We start from the raw sequence: 26,159 nt of genomic DNA on the forward strand, positions 1-26,159 counted from the left end.
GTGATCTATTACTTCGAATATGAATAGAATGAAAGGGGACATAAACAATGAGTAAACAAGCAATTTCAACAGAAGCTGCTCCAGGAGCTATTGGACCATATAGCCAAGCGATAGAAGCAGGAGGATTTATTTTCACATCAGGCCAATTGGGTCTTAATCCAGAGACTGGACAATTTGCAGAGGGTATTGAAGGGCAAACACGTCAATCTCTTACTAACCTACAAGCCATTCTTGAAGCAGCGGGAGCGGGAATGGATCAGGTTGTGAAGACGACGGTCTTTCTTAAAGATATGAATGACTTCGTAGCCATGAACGAAGTATATAGCTCATTCTTCTTACAACCGTTCCCTGCACGTAGCGCGGTTGAGGTGGCACGCCTACCTAAAGACGCTTTGGTTGAGATCGAAGCAGTAGTAATAAAGAAATAGTGTAGTCTATACAATAAAAAGCTGAATTGCGTGGAATCAATCGCGTAATTCAGCTTTTTTGTATGAATTGGCTCATGTAAGTGAGAATACCGATCTCTTCAGCGATAAAAGTGTATACCTTGTTTTTCTGGTTCGGAAAAAGAGCAACCAGATCGCATAAAGGAATAGGATACCTGCTAGAAAGCATTGTGAAAGGATACCCAGTAGGATATACCCATATTTATTATAAAAGTTCTCAACTTGTCCCTGTTTCTGTAAAATATATAGGGAGCGGGAAGTATAGGTAAGGTGGAGGCAATAAAAAGTATTTCTAGAGGTAATCGTGGTTCTGTTGTTATTGTTTCTACCAGTATGGTATGATAAACAGTGGTAAATGGAGTTAAATTACATCCATAAATGAGAATAAGTAGTTCCTAGTTTTGTGTCTTAAGTCCACAAACCCACCTTTGGAGAGTAAACTTGGGGTGGGTTTTTTTACATCTTTATAATGATATGGAAGTATAATTTCCACGCTATACGTTATCCTTATATTTCTTGAAGGAACGTAACGTCCTAAAAGGATGCGAAGCCGGTTCTAATTGGTATGTGAGAAAAAGTAGCATTATTGTAATTAGATCTGAGAAAAAAGGGAATAATTTGGTTGAGTTCCGAAGGTGAAGAGGTTTTTAAATATTCCCTTTTCGTTTAAGATGTAATTAAAATATGTGAGCAGTGAAACGACAGGAGACAACGATGAATCAACCGCTATATGGCGTATGGCTAGGCGAAGTGTTTTTTTGTTTTTCCGGTGAAGTATCTGAACCAAAGGTAGATGCTTGGAGCCGAGTGGTTAAACAGTTTGAATGGAAGGGTGGAGCACGTCCATTTGCACATGCCGTGCTTCGGTTGGCAGAACTTCGATATCCTTCTGCAAGTTCGAACCCCAAAGTGAGCAATAGAAGAGGAGAAAGACGCCAACTGATGGGAAGGACGCTAGAAGGCCTTGCTCTTTCTCCCCAGGATGCATTCTATATGCTCCTTGCTTGGGACGACGAAACTTGTTTAGCACAAGGAATACAACCGGGTCCTGAAATGAGCTACTGGGTGAAGGTGGCACGGTTCGCATTGGAGCTGATGCTTCATGGTCGGATAGCACCAGGGACCGCCCCCCTTGTATCGACGGGTTCACGCAGACGGACGGGTGAACAGGTCGTGACTTCTCGCTGGAAGCCTAAATTAAGGGATAAACACGAAGCAGAGGTCTTCTTACAACTTGCTGCTTCGATGCCACCACTTGCATTTGGCGTGCCCGCATTTGGGGGCTTCGAAACCAAAGAAGAAGCTGGTGCTGCTGTGTTGCATTCTTTCCTAAGTGCGGTTATTCATACGGAAACGAAAGATGTGATACAGGGATTAGAAGCTAAGCTTTCTCGATATATGGCTAATTATCGAAGAGGATATTCACCGCTATCTGAATTATGGTGGGATGGGCTCTTGACGGTAAGTCGCGATATTTCTGTACAGGGATCTCCAGATGAAATTGAAGAGCTAACAAAGACGGCGTCGCGCATTGGAGGTACCTCCATTCCTGTGATCGGAAGCGAGGAGGAGCAGGCACGGCAGATGGGTCGTCTGAACTTAGGACTACGGATGGAGCCTAGAATGCTAGAAGAAGAACAACGATGGTATGTGTCCTTTTGGGCGGAAATTCAAGATGATTACGGGACTTGGCTACCATCAAGCTTTATATGGGGGAGAAAGGAATCTGACTTGGAAGTTCGAGGGAGACATTATGTAGCTGTCCAGGAACAACTTCTGATGGCACTCGGGGAAGCAGCTTCGGTGTCAATAGAAATTAGAGATACTCTGAATTCTCCAGCACCCCTTGGAATGGAGCTTACACCTGAACAACTATTTGCCTTCGTTCGTGAATCTGTCCCGCTACTAACTGCAGCTGGGGTTACTGTTCAGTTACCCTCGCGCTGGAGTAAGGAACGTAAGCGTGTCGGCCTATCTTTGAAAATGGTACAGTCGCCTGAAACAGATGGCAGAGTCGGGATACCGGTCGCGTTAGGTATGGATCACTTAGTCTCATTTGAAGTGGAAGCGGCGTTGGGTGGGATAACACTTACGCTCGAAGAAATGACGAAGTTAGCAGAGTCGGATGTTCCTTATGCAGAGTTCCGCGGCGAATGGATTGAAGTGGATCTTAAAGAAATTCGCCAGGTTATGCGATACATTAAGAAACACGAGAAAGGCCAGATGGAAGTATCCGACTGGATGCACTTAACTGCTGAAGATGGCAATGAGCGGATGTGGAAAGGCATTTCCGTTATGGGAATGGAAACGGTGGGGATGTTATCCTCCCTTCTCGAAGGTAGTAATTCCCGAAAGGTGCCTATCCGTCCCATTCCTGAGTCGCTTCACGGTGTACTACGTCCGTATCAGGAGCGTGGTTATCAATGGCTCTCGGCTATGAGGGATCTAGGGTTCGGTGTGTGTCTAGCGGATGATATGGGGCTAGGAAAGACGGTACAGGTCATTACATGCCTTCTTGAGCGTATGTCCGAGAACATAAATCCTATACTGATTGTTTGTCCTACATCATTACTTGGGAATTGGCAGCGAGAGCTCCAGCGCTTTGCACCAGATTTATCTATCTATATTCATCATGGGAATCGACGGCTGCATGGAGAGTCATTCCTTCTGAAGGCTACCGAACATGATGTTATTCTTACGACGTATCATTTATGTGGTAGAGATGGCGTGGATCTGGCGCAGGTATCATGGGCAACCATTGTGTTGGATGAAGCGCAATACATTAAGAACTATCGGACGAAGCAGGCTCAAAGTGTGATGAAATTGTCTTCTCCTCATCGGATTGCAATGACGGGTACACCTGTAGAGAATCGATTGGGTGAGCTGTGGTCCATTTTTCAATTTCTAAACCCTGGTTATCTAGGAACATCTTCCTCATTTAGGCATCGGTATACTGGAGATGATGAACAAGGCCGCTTACAAGAACTTCATAGATTAGTCGCACCATTCATGTTGCGTCGTCTGAAGAGTGATCCGGATATCGCCAAGGATTTACCTGAGAAGATCGAACTTAAATCTTACTGTACGTTAACAGATGTACAAGGAGCGATGTACCAAGCCGTTGTTGATCAAATGTTGGTGCAGATAGAGCAGGAGACTGGCATCGCCAGAAAGGGCTTAGTCTTATCTTCACTTACGAAGCTGAAGCAGATTTGTGACCATCCACAACTTCTCGGGAAAGAAGAAAGTCGGGGATCGAAACAGGAGGCCTCGGGTAAAATGGAGCGTTTGCTCGAGCTGCTTGATAGTATTGCGGAGATTGGCGAATCAGCCCTTATTTTCACCCAATACGTAGCTATGGGACAACTGCTTGTTTCAAGACTTGCTGCAAGGTACGGAAAAGCTCCATCATTCCTGCATGGAGGCATACCGAAACATGAGCGAGATGAGATGGTAAGTTCCTTTCAAGAGGAAGAGGGCTCTGCGTTCTTCGTGCTTTCGTTAAAAGCAGGGGGAGTAGGGCTAAACCTGACTCGTGCAAATCATGTACTACATTATGACCGTTGGTGGAATCCCGCTGTAGAGAATCAAGCGACTGACCGTGTATTTCGCATTGGACAACATAAGAATGTGCAAGTACACAAGCTCATTTGTCAGGGTACTCTGGAAGAGCGGATTGATGAACTAATTGAGAATAAAAAAGCACTGTCTGAACAAGTGGTAGGTTCGGGCGAGACATGGTTGACGGAGATGTCGGATGCGGATCTGAAGGATCTTATCGCTCTGCAAGGCGAGGACTGGATGTAACTCTAATGAATCTGTAAGGGTTGCTCTAATATTTGATAAAGGGCAGGAGGGATTCATTTGACAGAGATAGCACAGGTCATACTGGATGTCCGTCCAGGCATGTTGATAGGGACGTTTGCCAAATCCCTTGATGAATTAACTGAAGTTAGCACACATGAAGTGAACATACCTGTAGCTCAGGTGTGTTCTCCACTCATCAAAGAAGAGATTCTTTTAGAATTAAAGAATAGCCCACATGATCTCTACCTTCTTTTGAAGGGGACGACTCCACAGTGGCTTAATGATTTGATGCCTTCATCTAAGGAGATATTGATGGAAGAAGCGACATGTAGTTGTGGGAATTCTAACTGCCAAGAGATATTGGTTGTGCGTGAATATGCTGGGCAACAATTGTCTATCGATCCGGTTATGCAACTAACACTCATGGGGTTGCCACGTAAAGAGTTAATGTCTGGGGTATTTGGTGTGTGGTCAGCATCTATTAATCCAAAAGCAAAGGAATTTGCTGGGGTAGAAGCATCTCTAATGGAGGAGAAGGGGAAGAGCGGGCCTTCTCCAGGAGAATGGTTAGCAGAGGCTGCAGAGCAAGGGCGGCTGCATGAGCCTGGTCCACTTTTTCGAGAAGTGACTCTGAATCTTAAACCGCCAGAGGATGGGGAGAATCAACTAGATGATTGGACTCCGCTGTTAAAAGGATCTCTAGGAGTTCAAAAGGCACTAAAAATGATTATGAAAAAGACATCAGATATAGCTGAGAAACGTCGCCGCCAATTCATTGAGGAATAGAAGCGGTCTCGTGCGAATTTAGTTCATATGATGTATGATATACGTATTAAAGAAAGCACATAAAGGAGAATCATCAATGAAATCACAGACATGGGAGAAGAGACATTGGATGCATGTTCTTGGCTCTGTGCTTATACTATCGGGTGTACTTGTTGGCTGTGGTTCCGATACTGGAGGATCTGCTCAACAGGAAGGACAAGCATTACAGGCTCCAGCCGGTCAGGGGGATCAATTGGAAGTTGTTGAGGGACAAGCTGCCGCCGTTATGGCGATACGAAATGAGAATTCACTTCAAGCAACCATTCAAGAGCAAGATGGTCGATCTGTAGTAACGAACCCTGAGGCGGTAACGGTTATTGTGAACAAACAGCGGAGCCTTCCTGAAGGTTACGAGCCTAAGGATCTTGTAGAGCCCAATGTTGCTTTCTCCTTTGATGGAGCGAATGAGAAGCGATTTATGCGTAAGGAAGCTGCTGAAGCTTTAGAAAAGTTATTTGCTAGAGCAGAATCGGAAGGTATTGAGTTACGTGCAGTGTCTGGATATCGTTCTTATGCTCGACAAAAGGTCATATATGACCGTAATGTTCGTATTAAGGGTGAGGAAGAAGCATCTCGCGTTAGTTCTGTGCCGGGCAATAGCGAACATCAAACAGGTCTTTCAATAGATGTGTCCAGTCCAAGTGTTGATAATACGCTGGAGCAATCTTTTGGAGAGACAACAGAGGGTAAATGGTTAGCGGAACACGCTCCAGAGTATGGATTCATTATTCGTTATCCTGAAGGTGCTGAGGAGAAAACGGGGTATATATACGAACCATGGCATATTAGATACGTAGGAACTGACGTAGCACCAGACCTAGCAAAGAGTTTATTGACAGTAGAAGAATATTTCGATGATGCGTTTATTAAGCTATAAGACTATTCTATATACTATAAACAGAAGGCTGCAATCCTACATAGGATGCAGCCTTTTGTTTATAGATAGGTCGTTAAAGAATCGTTGACTTCAAAGAGATGATCTATGGGGATAATAGCGATGGTTCTGAAGTTGTCGTATTCGAAAGAATCTCCTTCTGGATTCTAAGCATCTTCTTATCAAGAGCATATGCTGCTTCAGAAGCCTCTTTCAACTCGGTGTGTACATGAGCAGGTACTTGCTTGTCATACTTATAGAATAAGATATGTTCCATGCTTGCCCAGAAATCCATGGCTAAGGTGCGCATCTGAATTTCTACCTTCATCCAACGAGTTCCTTCTAATAGGATGAGAGGCACTGCTAGGATAATATGAAGACTTTGATAGCCGTTTGGTTTGGGGTCCTTAATATAATCCTTTACCTCTAGCACATGAATGTCACTACGCTGTTTGAAGTGCTCCAATAAGAGATAAATATCTTTGACGAAAGCACATACAATTCGCATACCGGCAATATCATGGATTTGGTTCAGCATATTATCAACAGTAAGGCCACAGCCTTTACGTTTCATTTTATCCAGGATACTCTTAGGTTCTTTGATTCGTACTTTAATATGTTCAATAGGACTGTAACCATTTAGTTGTTTCAGTTCCGTCTTGATGACGTTAATCTTATTCTGTAACTCTTCTAGAGCAAGTTGATATAACATCGGAACATTATTCCACTCATTGAGTTGGAGTAAAAGTTCGTCGGCTAATTGTCTTGTTCCAATATCATGTAGATGAATCGGGCTTATCACAAGTTGACTACCTTCATGTTCTTTCAATGGGTGATCTCCTATACTTTAAAATATGGTGATGATTCTATTTTACCTGAAAAAGAGGATTAGAAGCAAAAAATGGGTAGTGAGGTAAAATAATAGGGCCAATAGTTCTATTCACACGACATTTTTTATAGTAAAATGAATTGTGATAATATCCAAATAAAGGAAAACTATACAAAATAGTAGGATGAAGAGCCACGGGTCTAAAGCTCTTAGATGAATAGTAGGGTTGCAGATATACATAGAGAAACAAATTATTTATGGTATTTGCAGACCAATGGGCTCATGAGGTCATTTTGGTCTTTTTTTATAAGTAAGCAGGCAAGACGATCTTGTCTCTACCCAATTGAAGACAAATGCATCTGAAGGAGTGATTGCATAATGAGAAGAAACTTTGTTGATTCCCAGTTCCTTTGCAAGTGGCTCTTCTTCGCAGGCGCTGTACTGCTGGCATTTGGAAGCGCTTCGCAACACCCACAACTGATTTACGGCATCGAGTTTACATTTACGAATATTTTTCTATTGATGTTGGTACGACTCTACGGAATTCGAATGGTTCTACCGGTAGCCGTACTTGTTTATGCTGTTTCCATATTCATCTATCATGAGCCTTCTTACATTATTATATTTCTGTTTGAGGTTTGCTGGATTGGGTTATGGCAGATGAGGAGACAAGGTTACCTACTGGGACCCGATGCGCTGTTCTGGTTATGTATCGGTGCCCCAATTACGCTTGTCGCTTGTTGGTTTTCGGGATCGCTTTCATTAATTGAATTTATTATTCTATTCTCCATTACTGCATCCAATGGTCTATTTAATACCTTGATCGCCGAAATACTTGTTAACTATCTGCCGCTGGGGCGTTGGCTTGGTCTTGTACAGGACAAGCCTCTTAAGGTTACATTTCGTCGGGTTTTGTTTCATTTGTCTATTACGCTTATTGCTCTTCCTTTTCTCATGAATATGATCATTAACGGAAGGGATGCATATGATGTGTCTACTCGTACGACACTTCAAACGGCGAGTAATACGGCTAATAGCATAAAGGGAGAACTGGATCAGTGGAAACAGGAGAACGTGTTGGGAGTTCAGTTGGAGGGGCTTATTCAGATTGGGTATTTACAGGAAATGATCAAACGCAATACAACACAGAAGTTGTTCGATATCACCATTACGAATAAACAAAATAAGGTGCTGGCTACGAACAACAAGGAAGCTGCTCTTACTCGGGAGCAGCCTCAATCGGCTACCCTTATTGATGATAACTATTTGTTTGAGGTACCTGCTCAATCCATCGTTCTGCTTCCCACTCAACAATGGCGCAATGCTCATTATGTTCATGCAGTCTCGTTGGAACGGATTCCGTTGGTTATTTCAGTTAGCGTTCCTGTCAAGGCATATCAGGAACAGATATTCCGGGAATATATTTATCAATTATTGTACATGCTCGGCAATATCACAATCGCAGCCCTGTTGGCATGGGTTATTAACTGGTGGCTTGGTCGAAGCCTAATGCAGCTCGCCAGATCGACGACCAATCTGCCAGCGAGATTGAAGCAGATGGTCCCTCTGGAGTGGCCAAATAGTGGAATTCTGGAAATTGATTCACTCACCCATAATTTCAAGGATATGTCCCAGAATCTGCTTCATATGTTCCAAGAAGCTTCGTGGATGAACCAGCGGCTTCAATCTTCCGAGAAAAAGCTACATCAATTAGCGTATTATGATAGCTTAACCACGTTGCCTAATCGGTTGCAGTTCCATCAAGTATTAAGCGGCTTGCTCGCGGAAGATGGCGACCACAACGAACGGATCGCTGTCATGTTTATGGACCTGAACCGCTTTAAACAAATCAATGATACGCTCGGTCATGCAGTAGGAGATGTTCTCCTGCAGAAAGTAGCAGAACGCTTTAAAGTGATTGCAGATGAAAGTTGCAGAGTTTTCCGATTGGGTGGTGATGAATTCGTGTTTGTCATGCGATACGAGACAAATCATGCACCCGATGATTTTGCGAAACAGATCTGCAACTGTTTTGAAGCACCATTTGATCTAGAAGATTCATCCGTCTACACGACGATCAGCATTGGTATCAGCTTATATCCTGAACATGGAATTTCTATGGGAGATATTCTAAAAAAAGCAGATATGGCTATGTATGTCGCGAAGGAACAAGGAGCGAGTAGTTACCATTTCTTTAGCCAGGCGCTGGAAGACTCGCTTAATGAGAAGATGTACCTGGAGAATGGTCTGCGCAATGCATTGCATGATGAACAGCTCTTCCTTGTATACCAACCGCTGGTCAGTCCAGCATCCGGGAAAACGACTGGTATAGAGACACTAATTCGTTGGCGGCATCCGAAAGCAGGGATTATCTCTCCCGCCAAATTTATTCCACTTGCCGAGACATCAGGTTTGATTGTAGAAATTGATCTTTGGGTATTACGAGAAGCGTGTAGGCAGGCGAAGGATTGGCAAGATCGAGGGTTTCCTAAGATCCCAATGTCTGTCAATCTGTCCGCCAAACAATTTTATCGGACGGGTCTGTTGGAGGATATTCAAACTATCCTAGAGGAGACAGGGCTGAGTGCCCAATATATCAATCTTGAAATTACTGAGAGTGTATTTATCAAGCATATGGATCCCGTCATTGAAACGTTGACTCAACTGCGAAACATGGGCATTCAAATCTCTATTGATGATTTCGGTACTGGCTATTCTTCACTAAGCCAATTACAGAGTCTGCCAATTTCCGTGGTCAAACTTGACCGCACATTCATTCAAGGGGCGGAGCAGAGCGAAATGAAATCATCTGTCGTTAAAGCGGTAATTGAGCTTGCCCATAGTATGGGCCTGCAGGTTGTTGCGGAAGGCATTGAGACAGAGCAAGAACGGAACTTTTTCACTCGTTTGGAATGTGATGAACTTCAGGGGTTCTATTTCAGTAAACCGTTAGAAGTTAGCATTTTTGAGAAATATTTAATTACCGAATACAGTCAGTAATTCAATTGAAGGAGCTCGATTATGAGAAAAACAATTTTTGTCATATTTATATCTTTTGCTCTTTTCTTTGTAACGTCGACAGGATGTAACTACCGCGAAGAAGTTCCTTCTGTGGAGCTCCCCGCTTTATCCTCCCCGGCTAATTTGTCTACAGATCCAGTGGAATTGGAAATCTGGAGTTACTATAGTGGTTGGGAACCGGCGATCAAAAGATTTAAGGAAAAGTACCCAAATGTTTCCGTGAAAGTGAAAACATTTGATTCTGATGCTTATGTATCTGCTTATCAACATGCTATTGTAGACGGTGTGACGCCTGACATTATGGTGAGTGACAGTGAGCATTTCGGCCATTTTACAGCCATTAATGGATTGGAGAATCTGTTGGATCACGGTGCGGAGAAATATCGTATGGACTTCAGTGAATACCTGTGGAAAAGTAACCTTTCTCATAATGAAAAGAAATTAATTGGTTTTCCAGTGGCTACCTCACCAATGATGACGTATTACCGGGCGGATATTATGGAGCAATACGGGTTCCCAACTGATCCCGAAGAACTCGGGAAATTCATGGAAAAACCTAAAAACTGGATGGAAATTGCAAAGACCTTGAAAAAGGATGACCGATATATTACGCAATGGGCAACTGAGGTGGTACAAATTTTCGATAGTACTCAAGGTTTATTTGACTCCAATTTTGAATTTTCCCGTAATAATGACAACTTCCTTAGTGCCATCAAAATCGCAAAACAAGTTAACGACAACGCGCTTGCAGCTTCCATGGACATATGGACACTTTCTGGAGCTAAGGCCGTTAAAGAAGGAAAGATTGCTATGTTGTATTTAGGGACGTGGGGGGCCGCACAAATTGAAGAATGGGCACCTGAATCAGCAGGGAAATGGAGGGAAACCCGACTTCCCTTCAATCAATACGGCTGGGCGAACAGTACCAATCTTATGATGCCTTCGGCTTCAAGAAATAAAGAATGGTCATGGAAATTTATTGAATTTTTCGTAACCGAGTGGAGTAAACGGACAGAGGGGGTTGGGGTGCCTGCTTATCTTCCAGCACGCGGTAACCCGAAGAAGTTGTCTAAGGAGAGCGATTACTACGGTGGGCAGAAGCTGTATGCCTTACACGAAAGCTTGGTCGAAAAGATGAAAGAATTCAAATCAACTCCTATTGATGTGCAAGCACGGAAAATCTGGAGAGATCAGATTAATATTGGCATCGAGCGTAACAGGGAGGCAGAAGTGATACTGCACCAAACGGAACAAACGTTGCTCACAAATTTAGGTGAGGAAATTACCATTCTGCAAAATAATTAGCTAGTGCTTCGGGAAGCAGTTGTTTGTCTAATAGAGAAAAAGCAGCCCATCCTCTGACGAGGTACGAGCTGCTTTTTTAGTGGGATCCTATAATTTTTTAATTCCAAATGCCTCTAATAGAAAACGGGATGGTTCTGCAGCTTTGCCATGGAAGTGAAGGGGGGAAGTAATATAGAGACGTTCCTTCGCCCGAGTAACGGCTACATACGCTAGACGACGTTCTTCCTCAAGTGCTGCTTTAACGAGTTTAGATTCAACTTTCTCTGAATGGGTTGCCTTCATTTCTTGGGTAACCTTTTCTTTCAATGCTGTACTGTGAGGGAGAATCCCTTCACTTGCACCAATCAAATAAACATGTCGGAATTCCATTCCTTTGGCACGATGAATGGTTAATAGTTGTATAGCATCGCCTGCATCCCCATCACGGAGAGCTTCCATTTGTTGATGACGCAGTGTTAATTCATCTGCATGAGCTATGAATTGATCAATCGTATCAAACTGCGCTGCAGCACTCTCGAGTTCATCAAGACTATCTATCATTGTATCTTTATATTGAGTATGGAGTAGGGGATCCCCAGCTTCCAAATATTTATCATAAAAGAGTCTGCGCATTTCTTGTATGGCATATACAGGCTTCAATGACGCAAGTTTCTTGATCAATCGTATTCTTTCTTTGACCGCATCTTGTTGGAAAGGTTTAAGTCGATCCCAACGCGTTAGATGAATAAGAGGGTACTTCTTCGGTTGTTTATTCTCTTGTTCAACGAGATAGCTCATGCCATCTTCACGAGGAATATAGAGTGGACCGAGCGTACTTTGAAAAGCCTCTTTACAACGCGGATTTAAAGATAGTCTAAGGTGGTCCATTAACGTCTTAATTAAGGACTGATCATAGAATACGGTGTTATTCCCGTATTGGACAAAGGGAATACCTCGAAGTAATAGTTGCTCCAACAGGGCGCGGCTACTACCCGCGGTACGGTGAAGAATAGCCACGTCTGAGTATGTGACCTTCCCAAGTCGTACTTGATTTTCTACATGGTCCATAACAAACGATGCCTCTTCCTCTACATTCGCAGGAGAAGCATAGTGGGGAGGTAATCCTTCAGCACCTGCGGCTACGAGTTGTTTAGGACGTCGGAATTCATTGTGAGTAATGAGTGCAGTACCTAAACCTAGAATACGACTGTCACTTCGATAGTTGATCGGTAGGGCAATGATGGTGGCATCAGGGTATACTTTATCGAAATCCAGAATAGATTCTTGACGTGCACCGTTAAAAGAATAGATGGTCTGGTCATCATCGCCTACAACCATCAGATTACGGTGTCCTGCAGATAACTTCTGTACCATGTCGTATTGGACAGTATTCGTATCTTGAAACTCATCGACCATCATATAAGTGAATCGCGATTGGAGTTCTGATAAGCGTTGAGGGTCGTTTAATAGATCCGACGTGTGTAACAATATATCGTCGAAATCCCACTGGTTGCGACCCTGTTTCCATTCTTCATACGTGAGTAGGATTTCCTTGATCTTCATTTCTTCGGCTGTCTTAGATGGAAGGTCGGAGGGCCATTCGCCACTCATTTTCCAAGACGATAGTGCAGCTAAGAGTGTCTCTGGCTGGTAGGTCTCACCTGCTTTTAGACGGCGTAATATAATTTTCATTATGGTATGTCTAGTAGCGTAATCACTGAGAATTTGCTCGTGTTGTCCAGACTGTCGTAATAGAGCGAGCCCGAAGGAATGGAATGTTCGAGCTTGGACAGCACGTGCTGCACGGGTTGTAATACAAGGAATACGAGCAATTCGTTCTTTAATCTCTGACGCTGCTTTACTCGTGAAAGTTACTAATAGGATTTGGGAAGCAGGAATCTCACGAACGGCTATTAAATAACCAGTCCGTGCGGCTAAGACAGTTGTCTTCCCACAACCAGCACCTGCAAGCGTGAGTAAGGGCCCAGAACCGTGGCGCACAGCTTGAATCTGTGGACCGTTTAGATGTATGCCTTCTTTCTCAAGGGCACGGAAGTAGAACGAATCATCGATGGAAGGATGAACGAGTTCTTTACTTGTCGTTGTTGGAGCAGACGCAGTCTGTGGTAATGGTGTGGATAAGGGCACACCGGCCGGATGGGATTGATATCTAGTGGTTGTTTGTTGCAAGTTCGGCCTTCCTTTCAAAAACTGTGAGAGATTTACCTTTTCACAATCCCTATATAAATTTGGTATGATAGAATTAGCTATAATTTCTTAGGACAGTAACTAATATTATAACGCTAATGACAAGGGTGAAGCCAAGCATTCCTTTATCTAACAGAAATAAGCATAATCCTTGCTCTACATCATAGGGCTATTATAGGAAATAAACGATGGAAAAATGAATGTAATCGAATGGTGAAGGAGAAATCATATCAATGGATATTATGAAACGAATCAAGAATGGGGCTAATAAGGCTCAGAGTATGGTAGAAGTGAACAAAATAAAAGGTCAGATTATTGAGATTGAGGATAATATGAATGATCATTTCTTAGAAATGGGCAAAGTATTCTATGAAGGGTATCGAGCTGAGGATATGAGTGTCGCTGAGACAGAGATGGTGAAGTTGTCGAGAGCTTGTGATAACCTGAGGGGAGAAATAGACGGTCTTCGCGAACGCATTGCAGAGTTGAAAAATGAAAGATTATGTCAATGTGGTCATGTTGTAGCGTTAGATGTAAACTTTTGCCCCCATTGTGGCACGAAATTGTTGGAAAATGAGTCGAAACATAGGAAGGGGAATAGCCCTTATACAGAGAAGAAATCAAGACTACCTGAAGATCTGGAAATACTAGACCCTACGTATCATGAATCTGATGAAGAAGTGGAACCTGTAGACAGTCTAGATAATCAGCTTCAGGATGTAGAAAGAGTACGTAGACAATTTGAAGAGTTAGAGCGTGAGAGAGAGAGACAGTTAGAGCTTGACCGTCGAATTGGTAATTGGAACAACGATAATGATGAGGACATGATTGTCGAAGATGAAGGAGTAGCACCAGAGCTAACATTCAATTGTCAGATTTGCGCGGTTGACCTGCAACTAGGATCAAAATGGTGCCCACGGTGTGGTGCAGAACAGATTTAACTATATAGATTGAACTAAAGAGAGCGAAAACTTTAGTTCAATCTATATCATATTCAAACAAATGGTTTCGGGAAATGGAACACGTTCACGCAGCTTGGGGGGACAGGAGAATGGAACAGTTGTTACATCATCTTAGAAATCTAGGATTTACGGAGATGGAAGCCAAAGTGATGGTAGAATTGGCTGGAAGGGGTCCTTCATCTGGTTATGAAGTGGCCAAAAGTTTGGGTGTTTCACGATCCAATGTGTATACTACGTTACAACGTCTATCCCAACAGGGCTTTCTACATAGTAGTCAGGGGGAGCCTGTTCGGTACAGTATGCTTAAGACTGAGGAATTAACCCATATGATTTCAGGCCAAGTACGTGAATCTCTGTCATTTGTTGAGAGTCAAATGCCAAGATCCGTAACAGATCAGCCTCCTTTTTATTCTGTAGAAGGAGATGATAAGATTCTGGCGGCATTGACTCGGGAGTTAGAGCGTGCGGAGCGGGAAATTGTCATTGATGTGTGTCATGAGGAAGCCTCACTCTTACGGAGTGAGTTAGAACGTGCTGAGGGTAGGGGTGTGAAGTTACTTTGGTCCACAGATGGAGGAGAAACCTCATTAAGTCGCCATATGTTATGGCCAGGGTGGGATTCATCCCAAATGGAGCCCTCAGAGTGTGCAGGACGCAAATTCTCATTCGTTATCGATCGAACTTGGTCTATGCTCGGCATGCGTGGAGATACTTGTTCTTCTGTGGCGATGGTAACGGTCCATCCAGTGATGACAGAGTTACTACTTAGCCATTTCACACAGGAGATGGTCTTATATGAAATGGAGAATGACATCGGTAACGAACTAGCAGAACGTTATGGCTCACATTATGAACAAATTTATAATAAGTATGTGGGTATGGATTCAATCACGGGGAATAGTGAGAAGGGTAGTGTAGTACAAGAATCGGGAGAAGTCGAAGACGTTTAATAAATAATGACTACAAGAATTAGGAGGAACAATCATATGAAGGAATGTCTTGTTCATTTTCAAGTGAAACATAAAGGTGAGCTTAAACATCTACGAGGGTTAATCTTTCTGAGTGACAATCAACAACCGGGGAATGATCAACTTATTGAAATGTTTAAGGATATGGATTATTTGGTCGTACTTTCTGATCCGGATTCATTAGTATTTAAGCCCGTTGACCCTTCCGCAGACTATGACTTCATTAGAATTACTGAGCTGGACATGGGAGAAGAAAAGTACACGGAAGATAGGGATCTCAAAACAATTCTTAGCAATTTCTTGTAGATTTATTTCAAATGAAACAGTAAGCAATTTCCTCTTTATTTTATGCTGTGTTATGCGTTATACTTTCCAAGTTACATTTATATGATTCTCGTATAGGTGCAGGAATAGGCCTGCATGTCTCTACCCGATCACCGGAATGATTGGACTACGGGTTAATAATATATAGTCAGTTCCATTATTTTGAACAGGTGATTTTGACTGTGAAGAAGAATGGAACTGTATATTTGTTAATCTAAAGCCCTCGATTCTCTGCTGAAAGCTAGCGGTGTGAGAGGGCTTTTCTTTTTTTTATTTTTGTGAAGGTATGAATGAACTGAAACTATTTAAGGGGGATATAGAATGCAATTATTGAGAAACAAAGTCGTAGCCGAAGGCATCGTCCTAAGTAATAAAGTATTAAAAGTGGATTCCTTCTTGAATCACCAGATGGATCCGGTATTGATGAAAGAAGTGGGCAAGGAATTCACAAGTCGATTTAAAGATGAGGCTATTACAAGGGTCCTGACAATAGAGTCTTCTGGTATCGCGCCAGGGATTATGACGGCACTTGAGTTGAATGTTCCCCTAATCTTTGCACGCAAACAGAAGTCATTAACACTTAAGCATGACATTTACGTAGAGAAAGTATACTCCTTCACGAAGCAAGAGACGAATGAAATTACGGTAGCTAAGAAATTCATAGATCCTAATGATCGTGTATTAATCATTGATGATTTCCTAGCGAATGGTGAAGCAGCATTTGGACTAGCTCGGATCGTAGAGCAGGCAGGTGCAAAGGTCGTGGGAATCGGTATCGTTATTGAGAAATCATTCCAACCTGGACGTCAGCTTCTATTAGATGCGGGATATCGTGTAGAGTCTCTTGTGCGTGTCGCGGCTTTAGAGAATGAGACCGTGACGTTTGTAGAAGAGGAAGATATAAACGAAGCTTAAACATATAGCAACATATTTGATTTATTATCGTTTAGGGGGAAGTACTGACAGATGCAACAGAGTGAACAAGGCCACGAGCCTATTTTTCAGAAAAATAGAAATCCGCTTCAAACATTCTCACTAGGTCTTCAGCATGTGCTGGCCATGTATGCAGGTGCAGTTATTGTTCCTCTTATCGTAGCAGGACAATTGGGTCTTTCTTCAGAACAATTAACCTATCTCATTTGTATTGATTTGCTTGCTTGTGGTGTGGCGACATTATTGCAAGTATGGGGGAATAAATACTTCGGGATTGGACTTCCGGTGATGTTAGGGTGTGCTTTTCAGGCGGTATCACCTATGATTGCTATCGGTCTTCAGTATGGTGTGTCGGCTATATACGGTGCCATTATTGCATCAGGAATCTTTGTGCTCTTATTCTCAGGTTTATTCGGAAAGTTAATAGCTATATTCCCACCGGTTGTAACAGGTTCTGTCGTGACCATCATCGGTGTGACACTCATCCCAGTGGCTTTAACAGACCTTGGTGGTGGGCAGGGGGCGGCTGACTTCGGAAGTCCCTTCAATCTGTCTCTTGGATTTGGTGTGCTATTGTTTATTATTCTAATGAACCGTTTCACGAAGGGGTTTATACGATCTATATCTGTTCTAATTGGTTTAGTTGTAGGGACGCTAGCGGCAGCCATGTTTGGTCAGGTTGATTTGACGCCGCTTAGAGAAGCGAGTTGGTTCCATGGTATACAACCGTTTTACTTCGGTACACCAACCTTTCATCCTTCGGCCATATTAACGATGATATTGGTAGCTATTGTGAGTATTGCTGAGTCTACGGGTGTCTTTATGGCATTGGGTAAGATTGTGGATAAAGATCTGACTTCTAAGGACCTGACTCGTGGTTACCGTGCTGAAGGTCTCGCAATTGTACTAGGAGGATTGTTTAATTCATTCCCATATACGACTTATTCCCAGAATGTAGGGCTCGTACAAATGAGTCGTGTTAAGACGCGTGACGTCATCGTGGTGGCGGGTGGAATTCTGGTTGTAATCGGATTTGTGCCTAAGATTGCGGCGCTTACACAGCTAGTTCCTGCGTCTGTATTAGGTGGAGCTATGGTTGCTTTATTTGGACTCGTTGTATCGTCTGGCATTCGTATGCTTGGGGATCAAGTGGATCTGAATCGATATGAGAATTTATTCATCATCGCATGTTCTGTGGGTATGGGCCTTGGCGTTACGGTAGTGCCAGATCTATTTGCACAATTACCAAGTTGGCTTCGTATTCTCGTTGATAATGGTATTGTTGCAGGGAGTGTAACAGCCATTGCGATGAATCTTATATTTAATGGTTTAAAAGGTGCGGAAGCGGGCAAAGCTGCCTAACTTCAACTTTATCATTTTCTAGGGGCTTATCCCAGAAGGTCTAAATATGGACCTGAGGGAGGGGTCCCTTTTTTGTTATAGAAAAGAGACTTATCCTCGTAGAAAAAAATCCTTCTAGTGGGAGAGTCCCTTTAAATGTATCCAGCTCATTCGAATCTAATTGTGTATCACTTTGGTTGTGGAAGCATCATCTGCAAGGCGCTAGGGCACAGAATAGAATCGTAAGAAAGATAGGGTATATTCTCTCCATCGCCAAGGGCTAGCCTTGAGTACTCGTTATCGATGGAAATTACCTGTCCACGTAGCATGGTGACAAATGGAAGGTTGACATGCCCCCCAGTAAGTACTCTAGGGAATAGTCGTAATAGCTGTAAACGAGTGCAACCGTGAACGACACAGATGTCTAGTTGACCATCATTGGGAAGGGCTTGTGGTGCTATCTTGAACCCGCCACCATAGGAGGGCACATTCGAGATAGCCGTCATCCAAGTAGATTCATATGAGGCCGTATGGTTATCGCAGGTGACGTTGACCCTTCCTGGTTTAAACGTAAGCAAGGTATGTAGGATTCCAATAATATAAGCGACTCTACCGACTCTAAAAGTATTGCACCATTTCTTATAAGTGCTACGGTTCACGTTCTCAGCGACCTGGGCATCAAAGCCAATGGCAAGTGCTGTTAATGTTAGAGTTCCTGAGGTTGAGATCAGATCGACTGCTTGTGATTGACCTGAAAGTAATACATTTACCGAACCAACCGTGTCGAAGGGGATGCCGAAGCTGCGAGCTGTATCGTTACCAGAACCTGCTGGAATGACCGCTAATGGGATGCCAGTTTCATTTAGCACAGGTAAGATGCTATGAATCGTACCATCTCCACCGATAATCGCAACGGCTTGCCAAGCTTCAGGTTGCTGCAACATTTCTGTGAGTAAAGTGACAGCTTGATCGGAACTCTCTGTAAAAATATAATGGTATTGAATCTGACGTGACTGAAGTATGGATCGTACCTTGAGCCAAGTGCGGAACCCATTTCCATTGCCGGACTTTTTATTTATAACGAATAGATACATTTCTTCTCCTCCAAGTAATGGATATATCTATTCTAAGAAGAAAAGGTATAAAAGAAAACTATAAAATATGGTAATTCTATAAGTGTCGTATCTGACTTTCGGCAATGTCACCTATGAGTGGGATTCTAAACCATCTTCCTTGAAAAGCATTCACGACCAATATCACCCACATGACCAGGGTTAGGATGGATAGCAATGATGCGATCAATGGGCCAATGAGCGGGATAAAACCAAAGATGACATGCGCCACCATCATGCCACAGAAGAATATAACGGACTGCAATGCATGAAACAGAACAAATCGACTGCGTTGCTCCACAGCCAAAAAGACGATTCCACCAACAAAAGAAAACAAGTAACATAACGCAGCAGCAACATTCTCAGGTAAACCAGAGGAAGATTTGAATGGGGACATGAGTAGACCACGCTCCTTATTATCTAAACCAATTGATCCCTTTACCCTATGTACAAGTTAGATAAGTTATGAGAAAGTTTTATGTATATGTTGTAAACTATAGTGAGCAGATGACTGAGTTGAAATGGCGACATGCAGCATAACATGTTAATAAGACGGCTTGATAAGCTAACTGCGCTAGGGTATTTCAATCCCTAAAGCCAAAAAAAAGAAAAAATAGAATCATTTAACCCAAGATATTGGGAAGTATGATATAATGTGGATGAGTGATTCAGCTACACTGGTTCTGGGTAATTTTATTGTTAAATGCCTAGCGGTGATCGAAGAGCTTTCTATCCATCTCATAATGCATATTACTTCACGATGTTTTTAAGGAAGATCTTTTCGGCATTCTCTAAACCCGAGCTTTTCATTCAGCGTTTTGGGAGGGAACAATTATGGCAACGAAAGGTCATAACGAAGTCAAGGAAAGTCTGAGGGAAATGACACGAATTTTCCGGCCTAAGGATCCTAAGAAATTTGTGAAGGATTACGTCCGGAAATATCATATTATGGGAGGATATGAAGAGGAATTGACCTCTGTGGTTGAACATGAACTGGGACGTATGAATTCATCCGTTTCATAATACAATGAATTGAACATAATGGAAGACCTCTATAGACTGTCTTCTGCGGTTTTGAACCGTGGAATACGGTTTTTTTGTGTGCGATTCAATTGGATATTACTGGGGGATTAATACAATTAAGTAATATTGAAAGACACAAAATAGGCAAAAATACAGGGAATAGGTTTTGTGCAAAGCACATTTGCTAGAGATATTCGACAATAAACTAGCTTTTTTTTAAGTTTGAAATCGGTTACAAATGCCTACACAATGCTGTTTTTTCGATATTTGAACATTTTGTGAACTAAGCTCCAATGATTGACAAAGCAGTACCTTAAACTTATATTAAAATAGGTGATAATTTTAATTGACAGGTTGATATTTTACGTGAAATGTGCGTGGGATACAGGTTTTTTAAGGTGATAATGTTTTGTAAAATATGTAAAATCGCAGCAGAAGTGGGGTAGATAATTAATGAAACGGTGGCAGGTTATGAAACGACTTCTTCCAATGCTAGCAATCTTTTCCTTGCTCATGGCTGGATGTGGCCGCGACGATTTGTCGGTATTAAGACCGCAAGGGCCTGTGGCACAAGGTCAGTTCGATTTAATTAAGCTTTCAATCTCGATTATGTTAGTTGTGTTAGTGATTGTATTTGCTATTTCAGCGTATGTAATCGTTAAGTTCAGAAGAAGACCTGAACACAAAGACATGCCTGAGCAAGTCGAAGGTAATTTCAAGTTAGAGATTATTTGGACGGTTATTCCATTGATTCTAGTTCTTGTTCTTGCAGTACCTACTGTAAAAGAGGTATTTGCTTTTGGAGAAGATCATGCCAATGATAAGGATGCTATCCAAGTGAAGGTTACTTCACATCTATATTGGTGGGAATTTGAATATCCTCAGTTTGGGATTACTACAGCTCAGGATTTGATCATTCCAACAAACAAGAATATCGCGTTCGAATTGAAGACTGCAGATGTAATTCACTCTTTCTGGGTACCATCACTATCCGGAAAAATGGATACAAATCCAGATGGAACGATTAACCGTTTCAGCTTCAGTGCTCCGAAAGAAGGGGTATACCGTGGTAAATGTGCAGAATTATGTGGACCTTCCCACGGCTTTATGGAGTTCAAAGTGAAGTCCGTAAGTCCTGAATCTTTTGAGACATGGAAAACAGCTATGAAGGCGCCAATGGTAGCTATTGAAGATAAGGCACTTGCAGAAACATTCAAGAATCAATGTTTAACTTGTCATGCCGTTGGTGATCAAGGTGGGGTGGGTGGACCTTCTCTTACCGGAATTGGTTCACGAGAAGCGGTTGCAAGTATCTTACTGAATTCGGAGACGAATGATGAAGGGAACCCTGTTGTAGAGAACATGAAAGAATGGCTTCATGATCCACAGTCAGTGAAACCAGGTAATAAAATGCCTGCGCCTAAAGATTTAGGACTTACCGATGCTGAAATTGATGGCATTGCAGAATACTTAGCCAATTACAAATTAGAATACTAATATCAGCAAGGACTCTAAAGGGGGTACACAACCTTGGCTCACGCTCATAGTGTTAAGCGTTACAAGGGCTTAATGGATTGGCTAACGACTGTCGACCACAAGAAGATCGCTGTCCTATATTTACTTGGTGGAGGATTGTTCTTTGGAATTGGCGGTATTGAAGCTCTTCTAATTCGTCTTCAATTGATTAAACCGATGAATGACATGTTAGATGCACAAACATTTAATGAATTAATTACAATGCATGGTACAACGATGATTTTCTTAGGCGTCATGCCGATTGTGTTCGCTCTTATGAATGCTATTATTCCTCTTCAAATTGGTGCTCGTGACGTCGCATTTCCATTTCTGAATTCTTTAGGTTTCTGGACGTTCTTGTTCGGAGGAATCTTATTGAATCTTAGTTGGGTAATGGGTGGTGCACCTGATGCCGGTTGGACAGCTTACACGCCTTTATCTAATACTACATACAGTCCCTCGCACGGAGTTGATTTCTATACCGTTGGCTTGCAGATTGCAGGACTGGGTACATTAATTGGGGGTCTTAACTTCCTAGCAACCATCATTACGATGAGAGCACCAGGAATGTCCTATATGCGTATGCCTATGTTTACATGGACTTCCTTCATTACTTCAGCTATGATTTTGTTCGCTTTCCCAGCTGTAACGGTTGGTCTAGTACTATTAACGTTTGACCGAGTACTAGGTGCGAATTTTTTCAATGTAGATGCCGGGGGTAACCCGATTCTATGGCAACATATATTCTGGATATTCGGGCACCCAGAAGTATATATTCTAATCTTACCAGCGTTCGGTGTTATTTCAGAAGTTATTCCTACATTCGCACGTAAGCGGTTGTTCGGATATAGCTCAATGGTATTTGCAACCATCTTGATCGCATTCTTGGGATTCATGGTATGGGCGCATCATATGTTTACAACAGGGCTTGGACCTGTGGCAAACGCCTTATTCTCAATATCAACGATGTTAATTGCGGTTCCGACTGGAATTAAAATATTCAACTGGCTGTTTACCATGTGGGGCGGTCAAGTGACCTTTAATACGGCTAATCTGTTTGCAGTTGGTTTTATCCCAACATTCACCATGGGTGGTGTAACAGGTGTCATGTTGGCATCTGCTCCTGCAGACTTTCAGTTCCATGATACGTATTTCGTTGTAGCTCATTTCCATTACGTTATCGTGGGTGGTATGGTGTTCGGACTACTATCAGGACTTCATTATTGGTGGCCTAAAATGTTCGGACGTGTGCTAAATGAAACGATTGGCAAATGGACCTTCTGGACCTTTGCAATCGGCTTCCATATGACATTCTTCGTACAGCATTTCCTTGGACTTATAGGGATGCAACGTCGTGTGTTTACATACTTGCCGAATCAAGGGTTCGATACAATGAATCTAGTCAGTACCGTGGGTGCTTTCTTGATGGGCGTTGGTGTGATTCTATTCTTCATAAATGTTTGTCGATCATTCACGCAGCCAAGAGGTTGTGCTAATGATCCATGGGAAGATGGACGTACATTAGAATGGACGATTCCTTCTCCTCCACCAGAATACAATTTCAAACAAATACCACTTGTACGGGGTATTGATGCATATTGGAAAGAAAAAATGGCTGGAAATACGGAAATGACACCTGCAGAACCTGTAGGACCAATCCATATGCCTTCACCTACCATTATTCCTTTTGTAATGTCCGTTGGTATTTTTATCGCAGGTCTTGGTTTAATGTTCAGCGGAGAAGAATTCTCTAATTCATTTATGAGTTTTATATTTAATAACTGGATTGTGTGTGGATTAGGACTTCTTATTACGTTCGGATCCATGTTAATGCGTTCTCTCTTTGATGATCATGGCTGGCACATTGAACCAGAGGAACTAGAAGAGGAGGGGGTATAAGTATGGCTTCAACACACACAGAACATGAAAAAGGCCAATTGCCTCAATATCCTGAGAAGGCAACACTTGAAGGTCGTAATAAAATTCTTGCTTTCTGGCTATTTCTTGGTGGCGAGGCCGTACTCTTTGGTACTCTCTTCGCTACATTCCTTACACTTCGTAATCAGACGAATGAAGGCCCTACGGCAGCTGAACTTTTTAGTCTGCCACTGACGGCAGCTGCAACGTTTATATTGCTAGTGAGCAGTTTAACCAGTGTGTTTGCAATTCAGGCATTGCATCGTCACAAGGTGAAAGACCTGATATTCTGGTTGATTGTTACAGTCGTTCTAGGTCTTGGATTTCTAAGTCTTGAAATTTACGAATTCTATGAGTATATGCATTTAGAAAATTTCGGCATGACTACCAGCGCCTTCAGTTCAGCGTTCTACACATTGGTCGGCTTTCATGGTGCTCACGTAGCTTTCGGAGTATTGTGGATCGGTGTTCTGATTGGACAGTTGTATAAAAAAGGATTAACAGTCGTGACGGCACCGAAGATTTACGTGTCCGCTATGTACTGGCACTTTATCGACGTAGTATGGGTATTTATCTTTACGGTCGTATATTTGCTTGGAAAGGTGGGCTAAAGCATGACAGTAGATGAGCAGAATGAGCATCAACTGGTTAATAAACGGCATCGGCACGAGGGTCCACAGAAACATATTGTAGCTTTTATCTTCTCGATTGTACTAACGCTGATTGCTTTTGCAGCGGTTGCTGCAGGAGGAATAAATCCAGCCTTTACGATCATCATATTGTTGGTAATGGCTGTCTTGCAGGTGTTTGTACAGATGGGGTATTGGATGCATCTGAAGGATAAAGGACATATGATACCTATCATTTTCATGTTAGGTGGATTCTTTGTAGCAGGTACGGCAATTGTTACTGCATTGTCTTGGATGTGGTGGGGGTAAGGTGAGAAGGGGTGGCTCATGCCACCTCTTTTTTTAAAATATACGAAAGTATAAGTTTCACTTGATACGCTACATCTTATATTTCCGAGAGAGACGGCTAGCCGCCCCTTAAGGGACTGTGTAGCTATTTCTTCTTGAATGTTCGTATATTGTTCATAGAATTGTGCTTGTTTTGACAAAGGGAAGTCGGTTGAGGTAGGAGGTTATTAAATGTTGGGATTAGAATACTTTAGTGTTGCGGACTTATGGAGTCCATTATTTCTGGTCTTCATGTTGCTCATAACTGTTGGGTACTTGCTTGTTGTGGGTCCACTAAGTGAGAAGTTCGAAGGAGCCAAGCCGGTTTCATGGATGAAGAAAAGTATGTTTATCATGGGTATATTTATGCTCTATTTAGCTCAAGGAGGGCCTGTAAGTCTGTTAGGTCATATGATGTTCTCGTTCCATATGTTAACGATGGCGCTTTCGTATTTAGTAGCACCCCCGTTAATCATGATGGGATTACCCGAATGGTTATGGCGAGCGTTGGTGAAAGTAAATCCATTGCGGAGTTTGAAGTTTCTGGCTAAGCCGGTGGTTGCGGCTCTTCTATTCAATGGATTATTCTCTCTCTATCACATACCAGCCATTCATGATTATGTGATGTTACACTTTAACGTGCATCGGTTGTATTATATTGTATTATTGATAACAGCTATGCTGATGTGGTGGACACTTCTCAATCCATTACCTGAGAGTACAAAAGGATCGAGTGTAGGCAAAATGGGATATATCTTTTTAAATATGGTATTATTAACTCCAGCATGTGGATTAATAATATTTGCATCTCAGCCACTGTATGCTACATACAGTGATCCGAATATCTGGGCCGAAGCGATGGGGTATTGCATTAGTGGAGATCCTGCAGCGATATTGGACAAGTTCGGAGGTCCTACCTTCTTTAATCTGATGTCTCCACAGGTTGACCAACAGGTAGGTGGTATTCTGATGAAGTTCATACAGGAGATTATTTTCGCTTCGATATTAGCTTACGTGTTCTTTAACTGGTATAAGAAAGAGAATCGCGAAGACGATGATATGAATCCTAGTGAACTTAAGGATAGTACTTTGAATCATATGTAGTAATGGAAATGCTTCCGATGCTAGTTTTTTTACGAAGTAATATCAAGAAGCGCTGCAATAAAAAAACGAAGTAGTGCTTCCGAAGTGATTTTTTCGAAGTTATTGCACCGAAGTAACGCTAAAAAAATTTTAGGAGGATATACATGGATTTATATTTCTTGCTGCCAACGATAAGTACCACATTCATAGTCATAAGTGCAGTATTAGTAGCCATTGGTTGGGTCCTTATTATTAAGGGTAAAAGGGAAGCACATAAGAAGGTCATGATTGCTGGAGCTATTGCGGCGATGATATTCTTTGTTATTTACTCGTCACGCACCATATTTGTGGGTAATACCGAATGGGGCGGTCCGGAAGATCTTGAAATTTATTATCGCGTATTCTTGATATTTCATATTACTCTGGCAACGGTTGCTGCGGTATTTGGACTTACAACACTTACACTTGGATTTAAGGCTAAGTATGCGAAGCACCGCAAATGGGGGAAGGTTTCTTCGATCATGTGGTTCTTCACAGCGATCACGGGTGTGGCTGTATACACTCTTCTTTACCTTTTATATCCAGGTGGTCATACGAAACCGATGTGGGAAGCCATTTTCGGGATATAGTGAATAGCTTGTTATAAGCAGTATATGTAACTTTAAGATGAGATCTGTCAGTTTAACTGAGGGGTCTTTTTTTATGGGAAAAATATCAAATTATCTCTTGAC

Annotated in this window: 22 protein-coding genes and 1 riboswitch; of the genes, 18 read left to right on the forward strand and 4 right to left on the reverse strand. The window is 42.3% G+C overall.

The genetic code is table 11. The features are described 5' to 3' along the window. The first annotated feature begins 47 nt into the window (after window positions 1-47). The 4 genes from PGLA_RS03970 (at window position 48) to PGLA_RS03985 (ending at window position 5,955) form a co-directional block, all read left to right on the forward strand. The gene (locus PGLA_RS03970) at window positions 48-428 is read left to right on the forward strand and encodes a RidA family protein (protein ID WP_068529023.1); all 381 of its coding nucleotides are present in this window, start codon (window positions 48-50) and stop codon (window positions 426-428) included. Window positions 429-1,160: 732 nt separating this feature from the next. After that, window positions 1,161-4,253 carry a DEAD/DEAH box helicase gene (locus PGLA_RS03975; protein WP_068529026.1) on the forward strand — a complete coding sequence of 1,031 codons (3,093 nt, stop codon included), beginning with the start codon at window positions 1,161-1,163 and terminating at the stop codon, window positions 4,251-4,253. A 57-nt stretch (window positions 4,254-4,310) separates the two neighbouring features. Further along, complete coding sequence (locus tag PGLA_RS03980) at window positions 4,311-5,039, forward strand: hypothetical protein (protein ID WP_068529031.1); 729 nt, start codon at window positions 4,311-4,313, stop codon at window positions 5,037-5,039. Window positions 5,040-5,115: 76 nt separating this feature from the next. Next, window positions 5,116-5,955, forward strand: coding sequence for a M15 family metallopeptidase (locus PGLA_RS03985; RefSeq protein ID WP_068529034.1), 840 nt, complete (start codon window positions 5,116-5,118; stop codon window positions 5,953-5,955). 103 nt (window positions 5,956-6,058) lie between these two features. On the opposite strand, the gene PGLA_RS03990 is transcribed toward PGLA_RS03985, so the two are convergent. Continuing rightward, the gene (locus PGLA_RS03990; RefSeq protein WP_084410735.1) at window positions 6,059-6,664 is read right to left on the reverse strand and encodes a GTP pyrophosphokinase; all 606 of its coding nucleotides are present in this window, start codon (window positions 6,662-6,664) and stop codon (window positions 6,059-6,061) included. A 495-nt stretch (window positions 6,665-7,159) separates the two neighbouring features. Here PGLA_RS03990 and PGLA_RS03995 point away from each other — a divergent pair, with 495 nt between their 5' ends. After that, entirely contained in the window at window positions 7,160-9,781 is a 2,622-nt protein-coding gene (locus tag PGLA_RS03995; protein ID WP_068529040.1) for a putative bifunctional diguanylate cyclase/phosphodiesterase, read from the forward strand. 21 nt (window positions 9,782-9,802) lie between these two features. Next, on the forward strand, window positions 9,803-11,107 hold the full coding sequence (locus PGLA_RS04000) for an ABC transporter substrate-binding protein (RefSeq protein ID WP_068529043.1): 1,305 nt from the start codon (window positions 9,803-9,805) through the stop codon (window positions 11,105-11,107). An 87-nt stretch (window positions 11,108-11,194) separates the two neighbouring features. On the opposite strand, the gene PGLA_RS04005 is transcribed toward PGLA_RS04000, so the two are convergent. Further along, on the reverse strand, window positions 11,195-13,276 hold the full coding sequence (locus PGLA_RS04005; RefSeq protein ID WP_068529047.1) for an ATP-dependent helicase: 2,082 nt from the start codon (window positions 13,274-13,276) through the stop codon (window positions 11,195-11,197). Window positions 13,277-13,527: 251 nt separating this feature from the next. Here PGLA_RS04005 and PGLA_RS04010 point away from each other — a divergent pair, with 251 nt between their 5' ends. From PGLA_RS04010 to PGLA_RS04030, 5 genes are all read left to right on the forward strand, one after another. Then, window positions 13,528-14,235: a zinc ribbon domain-containing protein gene (locus tag PGLA_RS04010; protein ID WP_068529050.1), complete on the forward strand. Its 708-nt coding sequence runs from the start codon at window positions 13,528-13,530 to the stop codon at window positions 14,233-14,235. Window positions 14,236-14,345: 110 nt separating this feature from the next. Then, window positions 14,346-15,206 carry a TrmB family transcriptional regulator gene (locus PGLA_RS04015; protein WP_068529051.1) on the forward strand — a complete coding sequence of 287 codons (861 nt, stop codon included), beginning with the start codon at window positions 14,346-14,348 and terminating at the stop codon, window positions 15,204-15,206. A gap of 36 nt (window positions 15,207-15,242) precedes the next feature. Continuing rightward, window positions 15,243-15,530, forward strand: a complete 288-nt coding sequence (locus PGLA_RS04020) for a hypothetical protein (protein WP_068529054.1) — start codon at window positions 15,243-15,245, stop codon at window positions 15,528-15,530. A 68-nt stretch (window positions 15,531-15,598) separates the two neighbouring features. After that, window positions 15,599-15,698: riboswitch (purine riboswitch) on the forward strand. Between the two features lie 171 nt (window positions 15,699-15,869). After that, window positions 15,870-16,463 (forward strand): xanthine phosphoribosyltransferase, encoded by a 594-nt coding sequence (locus PGLA_RS04025; RefSeq protein WP_068529057.1) that lies wholly within the window; start codon window positions 15,870-15,872, stop codon window positions 16,461-16,463. Between the two features lie 51 nt (window positions 16,464-16,514). Then, window positions 16,515-17,843, forward strand: a complete 1,329-nt coding sequence (locus tag PGLA_RS04030; protein WP_068529060.1) for a nucleobase:cation symporter-2 family protein — start codon at window positions 16,515-16,517, stop codon at window positions 17,841-17,843. Window positions 17,844-18,010: 167 nt separating this feature from the next. Here PGLA_RS04030 and PGLA_RS04035 read toward each other — a convergent pair whose 3' ends face one another. Further along, on the reverse strand, window positions 18,011-18,916 hold the full coding sequence (locus PGLA_RS04035; RefSeq protein WP_068529063.1) for a diacylglycerol/lipid kinase family protein: 906 nt from the start codon (window positions 18,914-18,916) through the stop codon (window positions 18,011-18,013). 76 nt (window positions 18,917-18,992) lie between these two features. Further along, window positions 18,993-19,331: a DUF4870 domain-containing protein gene (locus PGLA_RS04040; protein ID WP_068529066.1), complete on the reverse strand. Its 339-nt coding sequence runs from the start codon at window positions 19,329-19,331 to the stop codon at window positions 18,993-18,995. A gap of 437 nt (window positions 19,332-19,768) precedes the next feature. On the opposite strand from PGLA_RS04040, the gene PGLA_RS04045 reads away from it, so the two are divergent. The 7 genes from PGLA_RS04045 to PGLA_RS04075 all read left to right on the forward strand — a co-directional run bounded on the left by PGLA_RS04045 (window position 19,769) and on the right by PGLA_RS04075 (window position 26,057). After that, complete coding sequence (locus tag PGLA_RS04045; protein ID WP_068529070.1) at window positions 19,769-19,957, forward strand: hypothetical protein; 189 nt, start codon at window positions 19,769-19,771, stop codon at window positions 19,955-19,957. 453 nt (window positions 19,958-20,410) lie between these two features. Next, entirely contained in the window at window positions 20,411-21,454 is a 1,044-nt protein-coding gene (coxB, locus tag PGLA_RS04050; protein WP_068529072.1) for a cytochrome c oxidase subunit II, read from the forward strand. 72 nt (window positions 21,455-21,526) lie between these two features. Further along, complete coding sequence (gene ctaD / locus PGLA_RS04055) at window positions 21,527-23,371, forward strand: cytochrome c oxidase subunit I (protein ID WP_425415337.1); 1,845 nt, start codon at window positions 21,527-21,529, stop codon at window positions 23,369-23,371. Between the two features lie 2 nt (window positions 23,372-23,373). Beyond that, the gene (locus PGLA_RS04060; RefSeq protein ID WP_068529077.1) at window positions 23,374-24,000 is read left to right on the forward strand and encodes a cytochrome (ubi)quinol oxidase subunit III; all 627 of its coding nucleotides are present in this window, start codon (window positions 23,374-23,376) and stop codon (window positions 23,998-24,000) included. Between the two features lie 3 nt (window positions 24,001-24,003). Beyond that, the gene (locus PGLA_RS04065; RefSeq protein WP_068529080.1) at window positions 24,004-24,327 is read left to right on the forward strand and encodes a cytochrome C oxidase subunit IV family protein; all 324 of its coding nucleotides are present in this window, start codon (window positions 24,004-24,006) and stop codon (window positions 24,325-24,327) included. A 210-nt stretch (window positions 24,328-24,537) separates the two neighbouring features. Then, a complete protein-coding gene (ctaG, locus tag PGLA_RS04070; protein ID WP_068529082.1) occupies window positions 24,538-25,449 on the forward strand; it encodes a cytochrome c oxidase assembly factor CtaG in 912 nt (303 codons plus the stop codon). Window positions 25,450-25,592: 143 nt separating this feature from the next. Next, window positions 25,593-26,057 (forward strand): DUF420 domain-containing protein, encoded by a 465-nt coding sequence (locus PGLA_RS04075; protein ID WP_068529087.1) that lies wholly within the window; start codon window positions 25,593-25,595, stop codon window positions 26,055-26,057. Window positions 26,058-26,159 lie beyond the last annotated feature (102 nt).

It is taken from the genome of Paenibacillus glacialis, assembly GCF_001637205.1.
GTDB classification, from domain to species: domain Bacteria; phylum Bacillota; class Bacilli; order Paenibacillales; family Paenibacillaceae; genus Paenibacillus_AQ; species Paenibacillus_AQ glacialis.

Coding starts and splice junctions, on each gene's coding strand:
- PGLA_RS04060 (WP_068529077.1), top strand. CDS start 23,374: ATGGCTTCAACACACACAGAACATGAAAAAGGCCAATTGCCTCAATAT.
- PGLA_RS04025 (WP_068529057.1), top strand. CDS start 15,870: ATGCAATTATTGAGAAACAAAGTCGTAGCCGAAGGCATCGTCCTAAGT.
- PGLA_RS04020 (WP_068529054.1), top strand. CDS start 15,243: ATGAAGGAATGTCTTGTTCATTTTCAAGTGAAACATAAAGGTGAGCTT.
- coxB (WP_068529072.1), top strand. CDS start 20,411: ATGAAACGGTGGCAGGTTATGAAACGACTTCTTCCAATGCTAGCAATC.
- PGLA_RS03970 (WP_068529023.1), top strand. CDS start 48: ATGAGTAAACAAGCAATTTCAACAGAAGCTGCTCCAGGAGCTATTGGA.
- PGLA_RS04015 (WP_068529051.1), top strand. CDS start 14,346: ATGGAACAGTTGTTACATCATCTTAGAAATCTAGGATTTACGGAGATG.
- PGLA_RS04075 (WP_068529087.1), top strand. CDS start 25,593: ATGGATTTATATTTCTTGCTGCCAACGATAAGTACCACATTCATAGTC.
- PGLA_RS04030 (WP_068529060.1), top strand. CDS start 16,515: ATGCAACAGAGTGAACAAGGCCACGAGCCTATTTTTCAGAAAAATAGA.
- PGLA_RS04010 (WP_068529050.1), top strand. CDS start 13,528: ATGGATATTATGAAACGAATCAAGAATGGGGCTAATAAGGCTCAGAGT.
- PGLA_RS03990 (WP_084410735.1), bottom strand. CDS start 6,664: ATGTTATATCAACTTGCTCTAGAAGAGTTACAGAATAAGATTAACGTC.
- ctaD (WP_425415337.1), top strand. CDS start 21,527: ATGGATTGGCTAACGACTGTCGACCACAAGAAGATCGCTGTCCTATAT.
- PGLA_RS03995 (WP_068529040.1), top strand. CDS start 7,160: ATGAGAAGAAACTTTGTTGATTCCCAGTTCCTTTGCAAGTGGCTCTTC.
- PGLA_RS04040 (WP_068529066.1), bottom strand. CDS start 19,331: ATGTCCCCATTCAAATCTTCCTCTGGTTTACCTGAGAATGTTGCTGCT.
- PGLA_RS04065 (WP_068529080.1), top strand. CDS start 24,004: ATGACAGTAGATGAGCAGAATGAGCATCAACTGGTTAATAAACGGCAT.
- PGLA_RS04035 (WP_068529063.1), bottom strand. CDS start 18,916: ATGTATCTATTCGTTATAAATAAAAAGTCCGGCAATGGAAATGGGTTC.
- ctaG (WP_068529082.1), top strand. CDS start 24,538: ATGTTGGGATTAGAATACTTTAGTGTTGCGGACTTATGGAGTCCATTA.
- PGLA_RS04000 (WP_068529043.1), top strand. CDS start 9,803: ATGAGAAAAACAATTTTTGTCATATTTATATCTTTTGCTCTTTTCTTT.
- PGLA_RS03975 (WP_068529026.1), top strand. CDS start 1,161: ATGAATCAACCGCTATATGGCGTATGGCTAGGCGAAGTGTTTTTTTGT.
- PGLA_RS03985 (WP_068529034.1), top strand. CDS start 5,116: ATGAAATCACAGACATGGGAGAAGAGACATTGGATGCATGTTCTTGGC.
- PGLA_RS04045 (WP_068529070.1), top strand. CDS start 19,769: ATGGCAACGAAAGGTCATAACGAAGTCAAGGAAAGTCTGAGGGAAATG.